The 13,432-nt window shown below is 76.7% G+C and carries 11 protein-coding genes and 1 pseudogene; 5 read left to right on the top strand and 7 right to left on the bottom strand.

Annotation, left to right across the window (positions count from 1 at the left end; translation table 11 throughout):
- Together ABD317_RS24950 and ABD317_RS24945 are read left to right on the top strand one after the other, a co-directional pair.
- Nucleotides 1-535: SDR family oxidoreductase (locus tag ABD317_RS24950; protein WP_344292163.1), on the top strand; the 535-nt coding region annotated here is incomplete at its 5' end.
- Nucleotides 536-650: 115 nt separating this feature from the next.
- Nucleotides 651-1,244, top strand: coding sequence for a TetR/AcrR family transcriptional regulator (locus ABD317_RS24945; protein ID WP_027757023.1), 594 nt, complete (start codon nt 651-653; stop codon nt 1,242-1,244).
- Between the two features lie 59 nt (nt 1,245-1,303).
- Here ABD317_RS24945 and ABD317_RS24940 read toward each other — a convergent pair whose 3' ends face one another.
- From ABD317_RS24940 to ABD317_RS24915, 6 genes and pseudogenes are all read right to left on the bottom strand, one after another.
- On the bottom strand, nt 1,304-2,521 hold the full coding sequence (locus ABD317_RS24940; protein ID WP_344292160.1) for an acyl-CoA dehydrogenase family protein: 1,218 nt from the start codon (nt 2,519-2,521) through the stop codon (nt 1,304-1,306).
- A 6-nt stretch (nt 2,522-2,527) separates the two neighbouring features.
- Complete coding sequence (locus ABD317_RS24935) at nt 2,528-3,553, bottom strand: phosphotransferase family protein (protein ID WP_344292158.1); 1,026 nt, start codon at nt 3,551-3,553, stop codon at nt 2,528-2,530.
- A gap of 264 nt (nt 3,554-3,817) precedes the next feature.
- Nucleotides 3,818-4,765 (bottom strand): MBL fold metallo-hydrolase, encoded by a 948-nt coding sequence (locus ABD317_RS24930; RefSeq protein WP_425582430.1) that lies wholly within the window; start codon nt 4,763-4,765, stop codon nt 3,818-3,820.
- A 264-nt stretch (nt 4,766-5,029) separates the two neighbouring features.
- Nucleotides 5,030-5,155, bottom strand: a pseudogene (locus ABD317_RS37885) (AAA family ATPase); the annotation flags it as partial.
- A 173-nt stretch (nt 5,156-5,328) separates the two neighbouring features.
- Nucleotides 5,329-5,637, bottom strand: coding sequence for a DUF202 domain-containing protein (locus ABD317_RS24920; RefSeq protein ID WP_027757027.1), 309 nt, complete (start codon nt 5,635-5,637; stop codon nt 5,329-5,331).
- Nucleotides 5,634-6,032, bottom strand: a complete 399-nt coding sequence (locus tag ABD317_RS24915) for a DUF202 domain-containing protein (protein ID WP_027757028.1) — start codon at nt 6,030-6,032, stop codon at nt 5,634-5,636. Before ABD317_RS24915 ends, ABD317_RS24920 begins: the two co-directional genes overlap by 4 nt.
- A 148-nt stretch (nt 6,033-6,180) precedes the next feature.
- Here ABD317_RS24915 and ABD317_RS24910 point away from each other — a divergent pair, with 148 nt between their 5' ends.
- Entirely contained in the window at nt 6,181-7,836 is a 1,656-nt protein-coding gene (locus tag ABD317_RS24910; protein ID WP_344292155.1) for an FAD-binding dehydrogenase, read from the top strand.
- A gap of 48 nt (nt 7,837-7,884) precedes the next feature.
- On the opposite strand, the gene ABD317_RS24905 is transcribed toward ABD317_RS24910, so the two are convergent.
- Complete coding sequence (locus ABD317_RS24905; RefSeq protein WP_344292153.1) at nt 7,885-9,093, bottom strand: MFS transporter; 1,209 nt, start codon at nt 9,091-9,093, stop codon at nt 7,885-7,887.
- A 242-nt stretch (nt 9,094-9,335) separates the two neighbouring features.
- Here ABD317_RS24905 and ABD317_RS24900 point away from each other — a divergent pair, with 242 nt between their 5' ends.
- Nucleotides 9,336-10,556 carry a sialidase family protein gene (locus ABD317_RS24900; protein ID WP_344292151.1) on the top strand — a complete coding sequence of 407 codons (1,221 nt, stop codon included), beginning with the start codon at nt 9,336-9,338 and terminating at the stop codon, nt 10,554-10,556.
- A gap of 146 nt (nt 10,557-10,702) precedes the next feature.
- A partial coding sequence (locus ABD317_RS24895; protein ID WP_344292149.1) for an ATP-binding protein occupies nt 10,703-13,432 on the top strand: 2,730 nt, incomplete at its 3' end.

Here is a 13,432-nt window from a genome sequence, read left to right as displayed (position 1 = left end):
CTGCGGCGGCGCCGAGGTCGGCACCGGCGGCGACGCCGGGGGCGCCGACGACGCGTGGTCGGCGGCCTGGGACGTCAACGTGATGGCCCATGTGCGCGCCGCGCGCGAGCTGCTGCCGGAGTGGCTGGAGCGCGGCGAGGGCCGGTTCGTCGCCACCGTCTCGGCCGCCGGGCTGCTGTCGATGGTCGGCGCGGCCCCGTACAGCGTGACCAAGCACGCGGCGCTCGCCTTCGCCGAGTGGCTGTCGCTGACGTACCGCCACCGCGGCATCGCCGTGCACGCCGTCTGCCCCCAGGGGGTACGCACCGACATGCTGCGCGCCACCGGCGCCGCCGGGGACCTCGTCCTCGCCCCCGGCGCGATCGAGCCCGAGGAGGTCGCCGACGCCGTCGTGGCCGGCATCGCCGAGGACCGCTTCCTGATCCTGCCGCACCCCGAGGTCGCCGGGTACAGCGCCGTCCGCGCCACCGACCCGGACCGCTGGCTGACGGGCATGAACCGCCTCCAGCAGAGCCTGGAGAGCGGACCGGCATGAGGCGGCCGCCCCGCCGGCCGCCCCGCCGGCCGGCCCGCCGCGCCGCCGTCCCGCCGGTACGGGCCGGGGCGCCGGCGGCACACTGGAAGCCGACGACGAGGAAAGGCACCACACCATGGCGAGGATGACGAGCGGCGACAGCCGGCCGGTGCCGGAGCGGCTGCTCGCCGTCGCCACGCGGCTCTTCGCGGACCGCGGGTTCGACCGCACCTCGGTCCAGGAGATCGTCGAGGCGGCGGGGGTCACCAAGGGTGCCCTCTACCACTACTTCGGCTCCAAGGACGACCTGCTGCACGAGATCTACGCCCGCCTCCTGCGGGTCCAGCAGGAGCGCCTCGACCGCTACGCCTCCCTCGACGCCCCGGTCGAGCAGCGGCTGCGGGAGGCCGCGGCGGACGTCGTCGTCACCACCATCGCCAACCACGACGACGCGCTCATCTTCTTCCGCTCGATGCACATGCTGGGCCCGCAGAAGCTGAAGGAGGTGCGGGCGGAGCGGCGGCGCTACCACGAGCGCTTCCGCGGCCTGATCGAGGAGGGCCAGGCCGCGGGCGTCTTCTCCGCGGCGACCCCGGCCGACCTGGTGGTGGACTACCACTTCGGCGCGGTGCACCACCTGGGCAGCTGGTACCGCCCGGACGGGCCGCTGTCGGCGCGGGAGGTCGCCGACCACCTGGCGGACCTGCTGCTGCGCGCCCTGCGCCCGTAGCACCCGGCCGCCCGGCCGGTACGGCCCCCTCGACCGCACGGCCCCTGCCGCCCGTACGGCTACGCCGCGTACTTCCGCAGCTCGCGCAGCGCCAGCGACCGCTGGTGCACCTCGTCCGGCCCGTCCGCCAGCCGCAGCGTGCGCGCCCCCGCCCACAGCTCGGCCAGCGGCGTGTCCTGGCTGACGCCCGCGGCGCCGTGCAGCTGCACCGCGCGGTCCAGGATGCCGACGACCTCGCGCGGCACGGCGATCTTGATGGCCTGGATCTCCGTGTGCGCCCCGCGGTTGCCGACCGTGTCCATCAGCCACGCGGTCTTCAGCACCAGCAGCCGCAGCTGCTCCACCGACACCCGCGCGTCCGCGATCCACGTCTGCACCACGCCCTGCCGCGCCAGTTCCTTCCCGAACGCCGAGCGGTCCACCGCCCGCCGGCACATCAGCTCGATCGCCCGCTCCGCCATCCCGATGAGCCGCATGCAGTGGTGGATGCGGCCCGGCCCGAGCCGCGCCTGCGCGATGGCGAAGCCGCCGCCCTCCTCGCCGATCAGGTGCGCCGCCGGGACCCGTACGTCGTCGAGCACGATCTCGGCGTGCCCGCCGTGCAGCCGGTCCTCGAAGCCGTAGACCTGCATGGCGCGGCGGACCGTCAGCCCGGGGGTGTCGCGCGGGACGAGGACCATGGACTGCTGGCGCCGGACGTCCGCGCCGTGCGGGTCGGTCTTGCCCATGACGATGAACACGGCGCAGTCCGGGTTCATCGCCCCCGAGATGTACCACTTGCGGCCGTTGACGACGTACGAGTCGCCGTCCCGCTCGATACGGGTCTCGACGTTCGTGGCGTCGGAGGAGGCGACGCCCGGCTCGGTCATCGCGAACGCGGACCGGATGCCGCCGTCCAGCAGCGGCTCCAGCCACCGCCTGCGCTGCTCGGCGGAGCCGAACTGGGCCAGCAGCTCCATGTTCCCGGTGTCCGGTGCGCTGCAGTTGAGGGCCAGCGGCGCGAGGTGGGGGCTCCGGCCGGTGATCTCGGCGAGCGGCGCGTACTGCAGGTTCGTCAGGCCCGCGCCGTACGTGTCGTCGGGGAGGAAGAGGTTCCACAGCCCCTGCCGGCGCGCCTCGGCGCGCAGCTCGTGCACGACCGGCGGGTGCGCCCACGGGTCGTCCTGCCCGGCGACCTGCGCGGCGGCGACGGGCTCCGCCGGATAGACGTGCCCGGCCATGAAGGCGAGCAGGCGCTCGCGCAGCTCCTCGGTGCGCGCGTCGGGTGCGAAGTCCATGGCCGGTCAGCCTTTCTCCAGGGTGGTGAGGCCGCCTGCGATGAAGCGGGGCACGACCTCGCCGATGCGGTCGAAGCCGTCGCCGACGGTCTGGCCGAGGGTGAAGCGGTAATGGATGCCTTCCAGGATCACGGCGAGCTTGAAGTACGCGAACGCCGTGTACCACGGCAGGCGGGAGACGTCCCGGCCGGACCGCTCCGCGTAGCGGGCGGTGATCTCGGCGGCGGTCGGGTGGCCCGGGGCGTCGGCGGCAGTGGAGGGGGCGGGGGAGTCGGCCGCCCCGGACGGGGCGCTGTACATGGCGAGCAGGCCGAGGTCCGCGAGCGGGTCGCCGAGCGTCGACATCTCCCAGTCGAGCACGGCGGTCACGGCGTCGTCGGCGCCGACGAGGACGTTGTCGAGGCGGTAGTCGCCGTGGACGACGGCGGGCGCGGCGGCGGGCGGCAGGTCCCGGGCGAGGGCGTCGTGCAGCTCGTCGATGCCGGGCAGTTCGCGGCTGCGGGAGGCGTCGAGCTGCTTGCCCCAGCGGCGCAGCTGGCGCTCCAGGAAGCCGTCGGGCCGGCCGAAGTCGCCGAGGCCGACGGCGGCGGGGTCGACGGCGTGCAGGTCGACGAGGGTGTCGACGAGCCCGAGGACCACGGCGCGGGTGCGCGCGGGGCCCAGCGGCGCCAGCTGCCCGGCCGTGCGGTACGCCGTGCCGGCGGCGAACTCCATGACGTAGAAGGGGGCGCCGAGCACGGCGTCGTCGGTGCAGAGCAGCAGCGTCCGCGGCACCGGGACCCGGGTGGGGTGCAGGGCGGTGAGCACGCGGTGCTCGCGGCCCATGTCGTGCGCGGTGGCGAGGACGTGGCCGAGCGGGGGGCGGCGGACGACCCAGGTGCCGGTGCCGTCGGTGACCGCGTACGTGAGGTTGGACCGCCCGCCCTCGATCAGCCGGGCGCTGAGCCCGCCGCGGACGAGCCCGGGGAGCCGCGCGTCGAGGTGGCGGCGCAGCGCGTCGAGGTCGAGGCCGGGCGGGTGGTCGTCGCTCATGCGGGGTCCCTCCGGGGGCGGCGGGTAGCGGTCGGCGGGGGTCCGGCGGCGGGGACCCGGGCTCCATAGTGCCGACCGGTCGGTATGCCGTCCAGCCCCGGGGACAGGACCCGCTCGCGGCCGGCGGAAGCGGCCCTGGGCCCACGCGCCCGGCCGGGCCGGAGCCTGCCCTCCGCGCGTTCCCGGCCACATCCGTCCGCCGGATCCGGTGCCGTTCCGGCGACGTCCCGCGCCGGTGTGGCCCCGCCGCGCCCGCGGCGGGCGCTACGCGTGGCAGGGCATCATCTCACCGCCGTTCACCGCCGCCATGTCCGCGAAGTACTCCGCCGGGTCCAGCGGATGCCCCTCCGGCTCACCGGCCAGCTCGCTGTACGCCCGGTGCAGGTTCGCCACCAGCCGCTCCGGCTCGCGCAGCCCCGCGAACGCCTCCGGGTCCGCCGCCCGCGCGGTCTCCAGCGGCGTCCGCCCCGCCGCGCGGCCCTCCGCGGCCAGCTCGCCGACGTACCGCAGATACCGCTCCGCCGTGTCGAACACCCCCGGGTCCGTCACCGGCCCGTGCCCCGGCACCACCGTCTCCGCGCCGAGCGACCGCAGCCGCTCCAGCGCCCGCAGCGACCCGCCGAGCGAGCCGAACGCGACGAACGGCGTCCCGCCGCACAGCGCTATGTCGCCGGCGAAGACGATCCGCTGCTCCGGCAGCCACACCACCGTGTCGCCGACCGTGTGCGCCGGTCCCGGGTGCAGCAGCCGCACCTCCGCGCCGCCCGCGGTGAGCGTCATCGACTCCGTGTACGTCATGTCCGGCGCCCGCAGCCGCACGTCCCCGTACTCCACCTCCGGCCACACCAGCTCCAGATGGCGGCCGGCGGCGAGCACCTGCTGCCGGCAGGCCGCGTGCCCGACGACCGTGGCGGGGGCGAAGACGCCGTTGCCGTACGTGTGGTCCCCGTGGTGGTGGGTGTTGACCACGAGCGCCGGGTCGGGCGCCCCGCTGGCCAGCACCGCCTCGCGCAGCAGCCGCGCGCGGCGCTCGGTGGCGGCGGTGTCGACGAGGAGTGTCGTCGTGCCGTCGCTGACGAAGCCCGCGTTGCTCAGGCACCAGCCGCCGTCCGGCTGGATGTAGGCGTGCACGCCGGTGGCGAGCTGCACGCAGTACGGCGTACGGGCCGCGTCGACCGCGCGGTCCACGATCTGCGCCGGCGTGCCGTCGATGGCGACCGCCGCCCCCTGTTCGTCGGCCGCCAGCGGTTCGAGCGCCGCGAACTGCGCGTCCAGCACGTCGTGCGGCACGAACAGCTCCTTGCGCTCCGCCAGCCGCTCGCCCACCAGCCGCCGCGAGCCGTCCAGATGCAGGAAGTACAGCCCCGGCACGGCCGCCGCGAGCCGGTCGCGGTCCCGGCGGCGCAGGGCGGCCCGGCTGACGACGCCGCCGCTCGCGGCCCGTCTGCGCAGCCAGTCGGCGACGGCCTCGTCGGACGGCTCGTCGAAGGCGTCGGCGAGGCCGGCCTCCCGGCGGATGTCCTCGCCGTCCGCGTACGGCACGTTCAGCCGCTCCGCCAGCTCCCGGCCCACGGTGGTCTTGCCGCAGCCGGACACCCCCATGACGACGATCAGCGGCACGGTGACGGGCATGCGCGTGTCCCCCCTCAGGAAAGCGGCTCTCGCCTGCGCGGTGCTGCCTGCGAGCTTAGGACGGACCCGGCGAAGGCACCGGAGCCGCGCAGAAGCGACAACCGGCGGTCCGGATAGGCGGCGTCCGCGGCGTCGGGAGGGCGTCAGAAGAGCAGCACGGCGGCGGACGTCGCCAACGCGACCACGCACAGGCCCGCGCCGAGCGCGAGCCCCTGCCCCATCGCGGCCGGCGCGGTGCCGGCCAGCCGGGTGATCCGCCGCTGGCCGGCGGCGAGGAACACCAGCCACGTGCACAGCGCCAGCGACAGCCCCGCGTACCCGCGCGCGGAGCCGCCGTCCAGCAGCAGCCGCCGCATCTCCAGCACCACCACGACGGCGAACGCCAGCGTCGTGCGGCGCCACGCGAAGCGCGTCCGCTCCGGCTGTGCGGCGGGGTCCCGGGCGTCGCTCACCCGCCGGTCCCGACCAGCACCGCCACGATCAGCACCACCGCCGCCACCGCCGTGCCCACGGCCAGCAGCCCGGGGAAGCGGGACTCGGGCAGGTCCTCGCCGCGGCGCATCGCCCGCTCGCAGCGGATCCAGTGGTTGACGGCCCGTACCGCGCAGAACGCGCCGCCCGCGAGCAGCACGGCCGCGATCGCGGTGCGGGTGGGGGCGTTCATGTCGTCGAGGAACTGGTCCGCGGCGATGCCGCCGCCGACGAGCGCGAGCGCGGTACGCACCCACGCGAGGAAGGTCCGCTCGTTGGCGAGGGAGAAGCGGTAGTCCGGCGTGCTGCCCTCGGCGCGCAGCCGCCGGGGCGAGAACCACAGCCGCACGGCGGACGGACGCTCCGAGTCGCTCACGGCTCCGACCCTAACCGAACGCCGCCGCCCGCCCCGCGGCCGACCCACCCCGCCCGCGGCCGGGAAAAGAGCCCCGTGTCCGGCGGTTGACGGGCGGGGCCGCGGTCAACAGGATCTAAACCGACCGGTAACCTTCGGAGGGGCAGCCATGGCCTACGACGCCGACGTGATCGTGATCGGAGCCGGGCTCGCCGGGCTCGCCGCCACCGCGGAGCTGGCCGACGCCGGACGCAAGGTCATCCTGCTGGACCAGGAGCCGGAGCAGGCGCTCGGCGGCCAGGCGCACTGGTCGTTCGGCGGCCTGTTCTTCGTCGGCTCGCCCGAGCAGCGCCGGCTGCGTATCCGCGACAGCCGCGAGCTGGCCTGGCAGGACTGGCTGGGCACCGCCGGCTTCGACCGCGACGAGGACCACTGGCCGCGCAAGTGGGCCGAGGCGTACGTGGACTTCGCCGCCGGCGAGAAGCGCGCGTGGCTGCGCTCCATGGACATGTCGTTCTTCCCCGTCGTCGGCTGGGCCGAGCGCGGCGGCTACGACGCGGAGGGCCACGGCAACTCCGTACCCCGCTTCCACATCACCTGGGGCACCGGCCCCGGCGTCGTCGCGCCCTTCGAGCGGCGCGTGCGCGAGGCCGCCGCGCGCGGCCGGGTCGACCTGCGCTTCCGCCACCGCGTCACCGGCTTCGCGCGCGGCGCGGGCGCCGTCGACACCGTCACCGGCGAGATCCTCGAACCCAGCGACGCCGAGCGCGGCACCGCCAGCAGCCGGGAGGTGGCCGGCGGCTTCGAGCTGCGCGCCCAGGCGGTGGTCATCACCTCCGGCGGCATCGGCGGCAACCACGACCTCGTGCGCGCCCACTGGCCCGAGCGGCTCGGCACCCCGCCGGACAAGCTGCTCTCCGGCGTCCCCGCGCACGTCGACGGGCTGCTGCTCGACGTCGCCGGGGCCGCCGGCGCCCGGCTCGTCAACCGCGACCGGATGTGGCACTACACCGAGGGCATCGAGAACTGGAACCCCATCTGGGCCCGGCACGGCATCCGCATCCTGCCCGGCCCCTCGTCGCTGTGGCTGGACGCCACCGGCCGCCGGCTGCCGGTGCCGCTCTTCCCCGGCTTCGACACGCTCGGCACGCTGGAGCACATCATGAAGTCCGGCCACGCCTACACCTGGTTCGTGCTCAGCCAGAAGGTCATCGAGAAGGAGTTCACGCTCTCCGGCAGCGAGCAGAACCCGGACCTGACCGGCAAGAGCGTGCGCGACGTGCTCGGCCGCGCGGGCTCCGGGGCGCCGGGGCCGGTGCAGGCGTTCATGGACCACGGCGTCGACTTCGTCGTCGAACGCGACCTCGGCACCCTGGTGCGCCGGATGAACGAGCTGACCGGCGACAAGCTCATCGACGAGGCGGCGCTGCGCCGCACGCTCACCGCCCGCGACCGCGAGATCGACAACGCCTACACCAAGGACATGCAGATCACCGCCCTGCGCGGCGCCCGCAACTTCCTCGGCGACAAGCTCATCCGGGCCGCCGCCCCGCACCGCTTCCTGGACCCGAAGAACGGCCCGCTCATCGCCGTGCGGCTGAACATCCTCACCCGCAAGTCCCTCGGCGGGCTGGAGACGGACCTGTCGGCGCGGGTGCTCACCGAGGGCGGGGAGCCGCTGCCGGGCGTGTACGCGGCCGGGGAGGCGGCCGGCTTCGGCGGGGGCGGGGTCCACGGATACCGGTCGCTGGAGGGCACGTTCCTCGGCGGCTGCCTCTTCTCCGGCCGGACCGCGGGGCGCGCGGCGGCGAAGGCCGTCGGCTGAGCGCACGGGCCCGCCCCGCGCGCGGCACGCGGCCCCGGGCCGGTGCGGCTACGGGTCGGCCGGCGGCGCCGGCGCCGGATCCGGTAGGCCGGGCGTCCCGGCCTTCGTCTCCGCGCGCTGCCCGCGCAGCAGCCCCGCGCCCGCGACGAGCCCGGTGGCCAGCAGGGTCACCAGCCCGAACGACACCGTCAGCGACGTCGCGTCGGCGACCTGCCCGATGGCCGCCGGGGCGATCAGCCCCGAGGCGTACATGATCGTCGCCACCCCCGCGATCGCCTGGCTCGGCGCGTCGGACGACCGGGCCGCCGCCGCGAAGACCACCGGCACGACGACCGCGATGCCGAGGCCCAGCAGCCCGAACCCGGCCATCGCCTGCGCCGGGACGTCGGAGGTGACGATCAGTACCCCGCCGAGCGTCGCCAGCACCCCGCCCGCGCGCACCGTGCGCACCGGGCCGAAACGCTCCACGACCGCGTCGCCCACCAGCCGGGCCACGGCCATCGTCAGCGCGAAGCCCGTGGTGCAGGCGGCGGCGAGGCCGGCGGAGGAGTCCATCTCGTCGCGCAGGTAGACCGCCGACCAGTCCAGGCTGGCGCCCTCCGCGAACACCGCGCAGAACCCGACCGCGCCGATCAGCAGCGCGGCGCGCGGCGGCAGCGCGAAGTGCGGCGGCGGCTCCTCGTCGGCGCGTGCGACCGGCTGGAGCACCCAGTGGCAGGCGACCGCCGAGAGGACGGTGAGGACGGCGGCGGCGATCGCGAAGTGCACCCGGCCGTCCAGTTCGGTGTGCGCGGCGACGGTGCCGGCCGCGGAGCCGGCCAGCGCGCCGCCGCTCCACATGCCGTGCAGCCCGGACATGATCGAGCGGCCGAGCCGCTGCTCGACGTCGACGCCGAGCGCGTTCATCGCGACGTCCGCCATGCCGGCCGTCGCGCCGAACACGAACAGGCCCGCGCACAGCGTCGCGAGCCCGGGTGCCAGGGCCGGCAGCACCAGCGCGAGACACCACATCACCATCAGCCCGCGCAGCGCGCGGCGGGCGCCGAAGGTGTGGCTGATGCGGCCGGCGAGCGGCATCGCCGTGGCGGCGCCGAGCGCGGGCATCGCCAGCGCCAGGCCGAGTTGTCCGGCGCTGATCCCGGCGTGGTCCTGCACCCACGGGACCCGGGTGGCGAAGCTGCCGGTGACCGCGCCGTGCGCGGCGAACACCGCCGCGACGGCGAACCGCGCCCGCCGTATCACGTCCGCCTCCGCCACCCGGCCTCCTCCGCCCGCCCGTGCGGACCGCGCCGGGATGCATGCCGCATGCCCCCCGACCGGCCCGTCTCCCATGCTCATTCAGGTCGATTCGCGACCACGATCGCACACGACCGCGCAGCCGCCCGCGCGCAGGTCCGCTCTTTACCGCGGCCCGGGGTCTTGCCTCCCGCCGCCGCGCCCTCTACGTTTTGCGATCGGACATCCCACCTCCTACGTCCCATGACTCGGGGAGTCGACGCATGCGCACCGCGACCAGCCTCCTGTTCCTCTCCGCCACCGCCCTCCTCGGCACCCTCGCCGCCGGCCCCGGCACGGCCGCGGCCGACGCCGGGGCCACGGCCGCGGGCAAGGCCCGCTGCACGTCCTCCGTGCCGTACAGATCCGGCGAGGGCGGCTACGACACGTACCGCATCCCCGCCACCGTCAAGACGCCCGCCGGGACCCTCCTCGCCTTCGCCGAGGGCCGCGTCGGCGGCGCCGGGGACACCGGCAACATCGACGTCGTCGTCCGCCGTTCCGCCGACGGCGGCTGCACCTGGGGCCCGATGTCCGTCGTCGCCGCCGGCGGCGGCGACACCCGCGGCAACCCCGCGCCCGTCGTCGACCCGAAGACCGGCGACCTCGTGCTGGTCACCTCGTACAACAGCGGTGAGGTCACCGAGGCCGAGATCATGCGCGGCGAGGTCACGCCCGAGCAGAGCCGGCGGGTCTTCGTACAGCGCTCCACCGACGACGGCCGCACCTTCGACGCGCCGCGGGAGATCACCGCGGACGTCAAGCTGCCGCAGTGGCGCTGGTACGCGACCGGTCCCGGGCATGCCGTCGCCCTCAGGCACGGCCCGCACCGCGGCCGGCTCGTCATCCCGTCCAACCACTCCACCAGCCCGCCGGCCGGCTCCGCCGACACCGGGCGGGAGGCCAAGTACTACGGGGCGCACGCCATCTACAGCGACGACGGCGGCCGCACCTGGGAGCTGGGCTTCATCGACGACGCGTACGAGGGCGAGATCAACAGCAACGAGAACATCGCCGCCGAACTGCCCGACGGGCGCCTGTACTTCAGCACCCGCGACCAGAACGGCACCTCCGTGGGCAACCGCCTCGACTCCTACTCCCGCGACGGCGGCGCGAGCCTCGACCGGCCGTACGCCGTGCAGCCCGACCTCAACGAGGTCCCCGTCGTCCAGGCGAGCGTGCTGCAGCCGGCGGGGCGGCACGCGCCGCTGCTGTTCTCCGGCCCCTCGAACCCCGCGAAGCGGGAGAAGCTGGCGGTCTGGCGCAGCGACGACGCGGGGCGCAACTTCACGAAGGTGACGACGCTGTCGCCGCAGCCGGCGGCGTACTCCGACCTGGTGCAGGTCAACGGCAGGACGGTCGGCGTCCTGTACGAGACGGGGGCCTCCGGGGCGTACGAGACCATCGAGTTCCGCCGGCTCGACCTGCGGGACCTCGACCGCTGACGGCGCCGGCCGGCCGCCCCCGGCCCGCCGGCCGGCGGCGACCGACGGTGCCTGACGGCCGGTCGGTCGCGTGCCGTTCGACCGCCGCCGGTGCCCGGGACTTCCCGGTGCACCGGCGGCGGCGGGCGGGACGTAAAATCTCCCCGATGGTGGCGATAGGCGTCCTCGGCCCGATCACCGCCGATGTCGACGGCGTCCCCGCCGAACTCGGCGGCCCGCGACAACGTGCCGTGCTCGCGCTGCTGCTGACCGCGCGCGGCGCGACGCTCTCCGCGGACCGGATGATCGACGACCTGTGGCGCGGCGAACCGCCGCCGAGCGCACGCGCCTCGCTCCAGGCGTACGTCTCCCACCTGCGCCGCGAACTGGAGCCCGGCCGCTCGCGCCGCGCCCCCGGGCGGCTGCTGGTGAGCACCCCGCCCGGCTACGCCCTCCGGCCGCCCGACGAGGCGGTGGACGCCTGGCGGTTCGAGCGGGCGCTCACCCGGGCGCGGGGCCTGCTCGCGGCGGACCCGGCGCGGGCCCGCACGGAGACGGCGGCGGCGCTGCGGCTGTGGCACGGCGAGGCCTACGCGGAGTTCGCGGACGCGCCGTGGGCGGCGGTCGAGGCCGCCCGGCTGAGCGGGCTGCGGCTGACCGCCCGGGAGACTCACGCGGCCGCGACCCTGCACCTCGGCCGCCCCGCGGAGGCGGTGGCGGAGGCGGAGGCGCTCACCCGCGAGGAGCCGCTGCGCGAGGAGGGCTGGCGGCTGCTGGTGCTGGCCCTGTGGGCGGACGGCCGCCAGGCCGACGCGCTGGCGGCGCTGCGGCGGGTGCGGCGGGAGCTGACGGAGGAGCTGGCCATAGCGCCGGGCCCGGAGCTGACGGCGCTGGAAGAGGCCATTCTGAACGGCCGCTGGGAAGCCCTCCGCGTCGGCCCGTTCACGCCCGGTGGCGTCCGGGCGACGAGCGGCGGGCGCACCTCCGCCGCTCCCACCCCCGTCCGTCCCTCCTCCGCACCGCCCTCGTCCCACGGAGACCTCGCCCCCGACGCCGCCGCGCCGCACCTGCCCGGCCCGCCGCCCGACGCGGCCGCGCCCTTCGTCGGCCGGGAGGCCGAGCTGGCCGCGCTCGGGGTGGCCGCCGGCGAGGCGTTCGCCGGGGCGGTGCGGTTCGTGCTCGTGGCGGGGGAGGCCGGCGCCGGGAAGTCGCGGCTGCTGGAGCCCGCCGCGCGGCGGCTCGCCGCCGTGGCGTGGGTCACCGCCGTCGGCCGCTGCCCCGAGGCCGAGGGCGCGCCGCCGGCCTGGGCGTGGGAGGAGATCGCCGGGCGGCTGGCCCGGCACGCGCCACCCGACCCCGGGCTGGCCGACGACCTCGCGCCGCTGCTGGACCCCGGTCCGCGGGCCGAGGCGCGGCGGGCGAGCGACCGGTTCCGGCTGCACCGCGCCTGCCGCGCCTGGTTCGCCGCCGCCACCCGCGCACGGCCGCTCGCCCTCTTCCTCGACGACCTGCACCGGGCCGACCGCGAGACCCTCGCGCTGCTCGCCGGCCTCGCCGAGGACCCGCCCGCCGGCCGGCTGCTGATCGTCGCCGCCCACCGCCCGGACGAAGGCGACCTCGCCGCCGTGCAGGCCGTCCTCGCCCGCCGCGCCCCCGTGCGGCTGCCGCTCGACGGGCTCGCGCCGCCCGACGCCGTACGGCTCGTCCGCGCGCTGGCCCCCGTCGACGCCGGGACCGCCGCCGCCCTCGCCGAACGCACCGGCGGCAACCCGTTCTTCCTCCAGGAGACCGCCCGCATGTTCACCGGCGACGCCGTGACCGCCGACGCGCTGCGCGCCGTCCCCGACGGCGTACGCGACGTGCTGCGGCGCCGCTTCGACCGGCTGCCGCCCGCCGCGCTGTCCGTCCTGCGGCTCGCCGCCGCGGCCGGCCGGGAGGCGGACGTGGAGGTACTGGTCCGCGCCGCCACCGCGGGCACCGCCGCGGGCCGGGTCGGCAGCACACCCGCCGGCCCGGCCGCACCCCCCGCCGGTGACGTCCCCGCCGGCCACGTGCTCGCCGGATCTCCCGCGGATCCCGCGCACCCCGGCGGCGACGCCCCCGCGGTCCCCGCCGCGTACCCGCACGGCCACGCGCCCGCCGCCCACCCGGCCGCCGAAGGACCCGCCACCGCCGCCACCCCCGCCGTCGAAGACGCCGTCCTCGACGGCCTCGACGCCGGCCTCGCCGCCGGGCTGCTCACCGAGCCCGGCCCCGGCCGTATCCGCTTCGCCCACGCCCTCGTCCGCGACACCCTCTACGCCGACACCAGCGGCCTGCGCCGCGCCCGGCTGCACGCCGCGCTCGGCCGCGCCCTGCGCGAGCTGCGGCCCGACGACGTCTCCGCCATCGCCCACCACCACCTCCAGGCCCCGGCCACCGCCACCGCCCGCACCGCCGTCGACTACGCCGTGCGCGCCGCCGACCTCGCCGGCCGCCGTTACGCGCACGACACCGCCGCCGAACTGCTGGCCCAGGCCGCCGCCTGCGTCGAGCGCCCCCCCGCCGCGTTCGCCGGCGAGGACACCCCCGCCCGGCTCGTCGCCCTGCTCGGGTTGCAGCTGCAGGCGCGGGCCCGCGGCGGCGCGGTCGTCGAGGCGCAGGGCGTCCGCGCCCGCGCCAATGCCGTCGCCGAGCGGCACGGCCCCGACGACCTGCTCGTCGAGGCGCTGACCGCGTGGACCGAGCCCACCGCCTGGGAGCGCCGGACGTACGCGCACGAGGACACCCGCTCCGCCGCCGCGCTGCGCCGGCTGCTGGCGGACGGCTCGCTCGCCGACGCCGCCCGCTGCCGGCTGCTGGAGGCACTCGCCGCCGTGGCGCCGAAGCACGACCCCGCCGGGCTGTACGGCGCCGTG

The sequence above is a fragment of the Streptomyces synnematoformans genome (assembly GCF_039531005.1).
In the GTDB taxonomy this organism is placed as follows: domain Bacteria; phylum Actinomycetota; class Actinomycetes; order Streptomycetales; family Streptomycetaceae; genus Streptomyces; species Streptomyces synnematoformans.
The sequence above is the reverse complement of the archived record's forward strand: the minus strand, read 5'-3'. Positions and strand labels throughout refer to the sequence as shown.

Coding starts and splice junctions, on each gene's coding strand:
- ABD317_RS24945 (WP_027757023.1), top strand. CDS start 651: ATGGCGAGGATGACGAGCGGCGACAGCCGGCCGGTGCCGGAGCGGCTG.
- ABD317_RS24940 (WP_344292160.1), bottom strand. CDS start 2,521: ATGGACTTCGCACCCGACGCGCGCACCGAGGAGCTGCGCGAGCGCCTG.
- ABD317_RS24935 (WP_344292158.1), bottom strand. CDS start 3,553: ATGAGCGACGACCACCCGCCCGGCCTCGACCTCGACGCGCTGCGCCGC.
- ABD317_RS24910 (WP_344292155.1), top strand. CDS start 6,181: ATGGCCTACGACGCCGACGTGATCGTGATCGGAGCCGGGCTCGCCGGG.
- ABD317_RS24900 (WP_344292151.1), top strand. CDS start 9,336: ATGCGCACCGCGACCAGCCTCCTGTTCCTCTCCGCCACCGCCCTCCTC.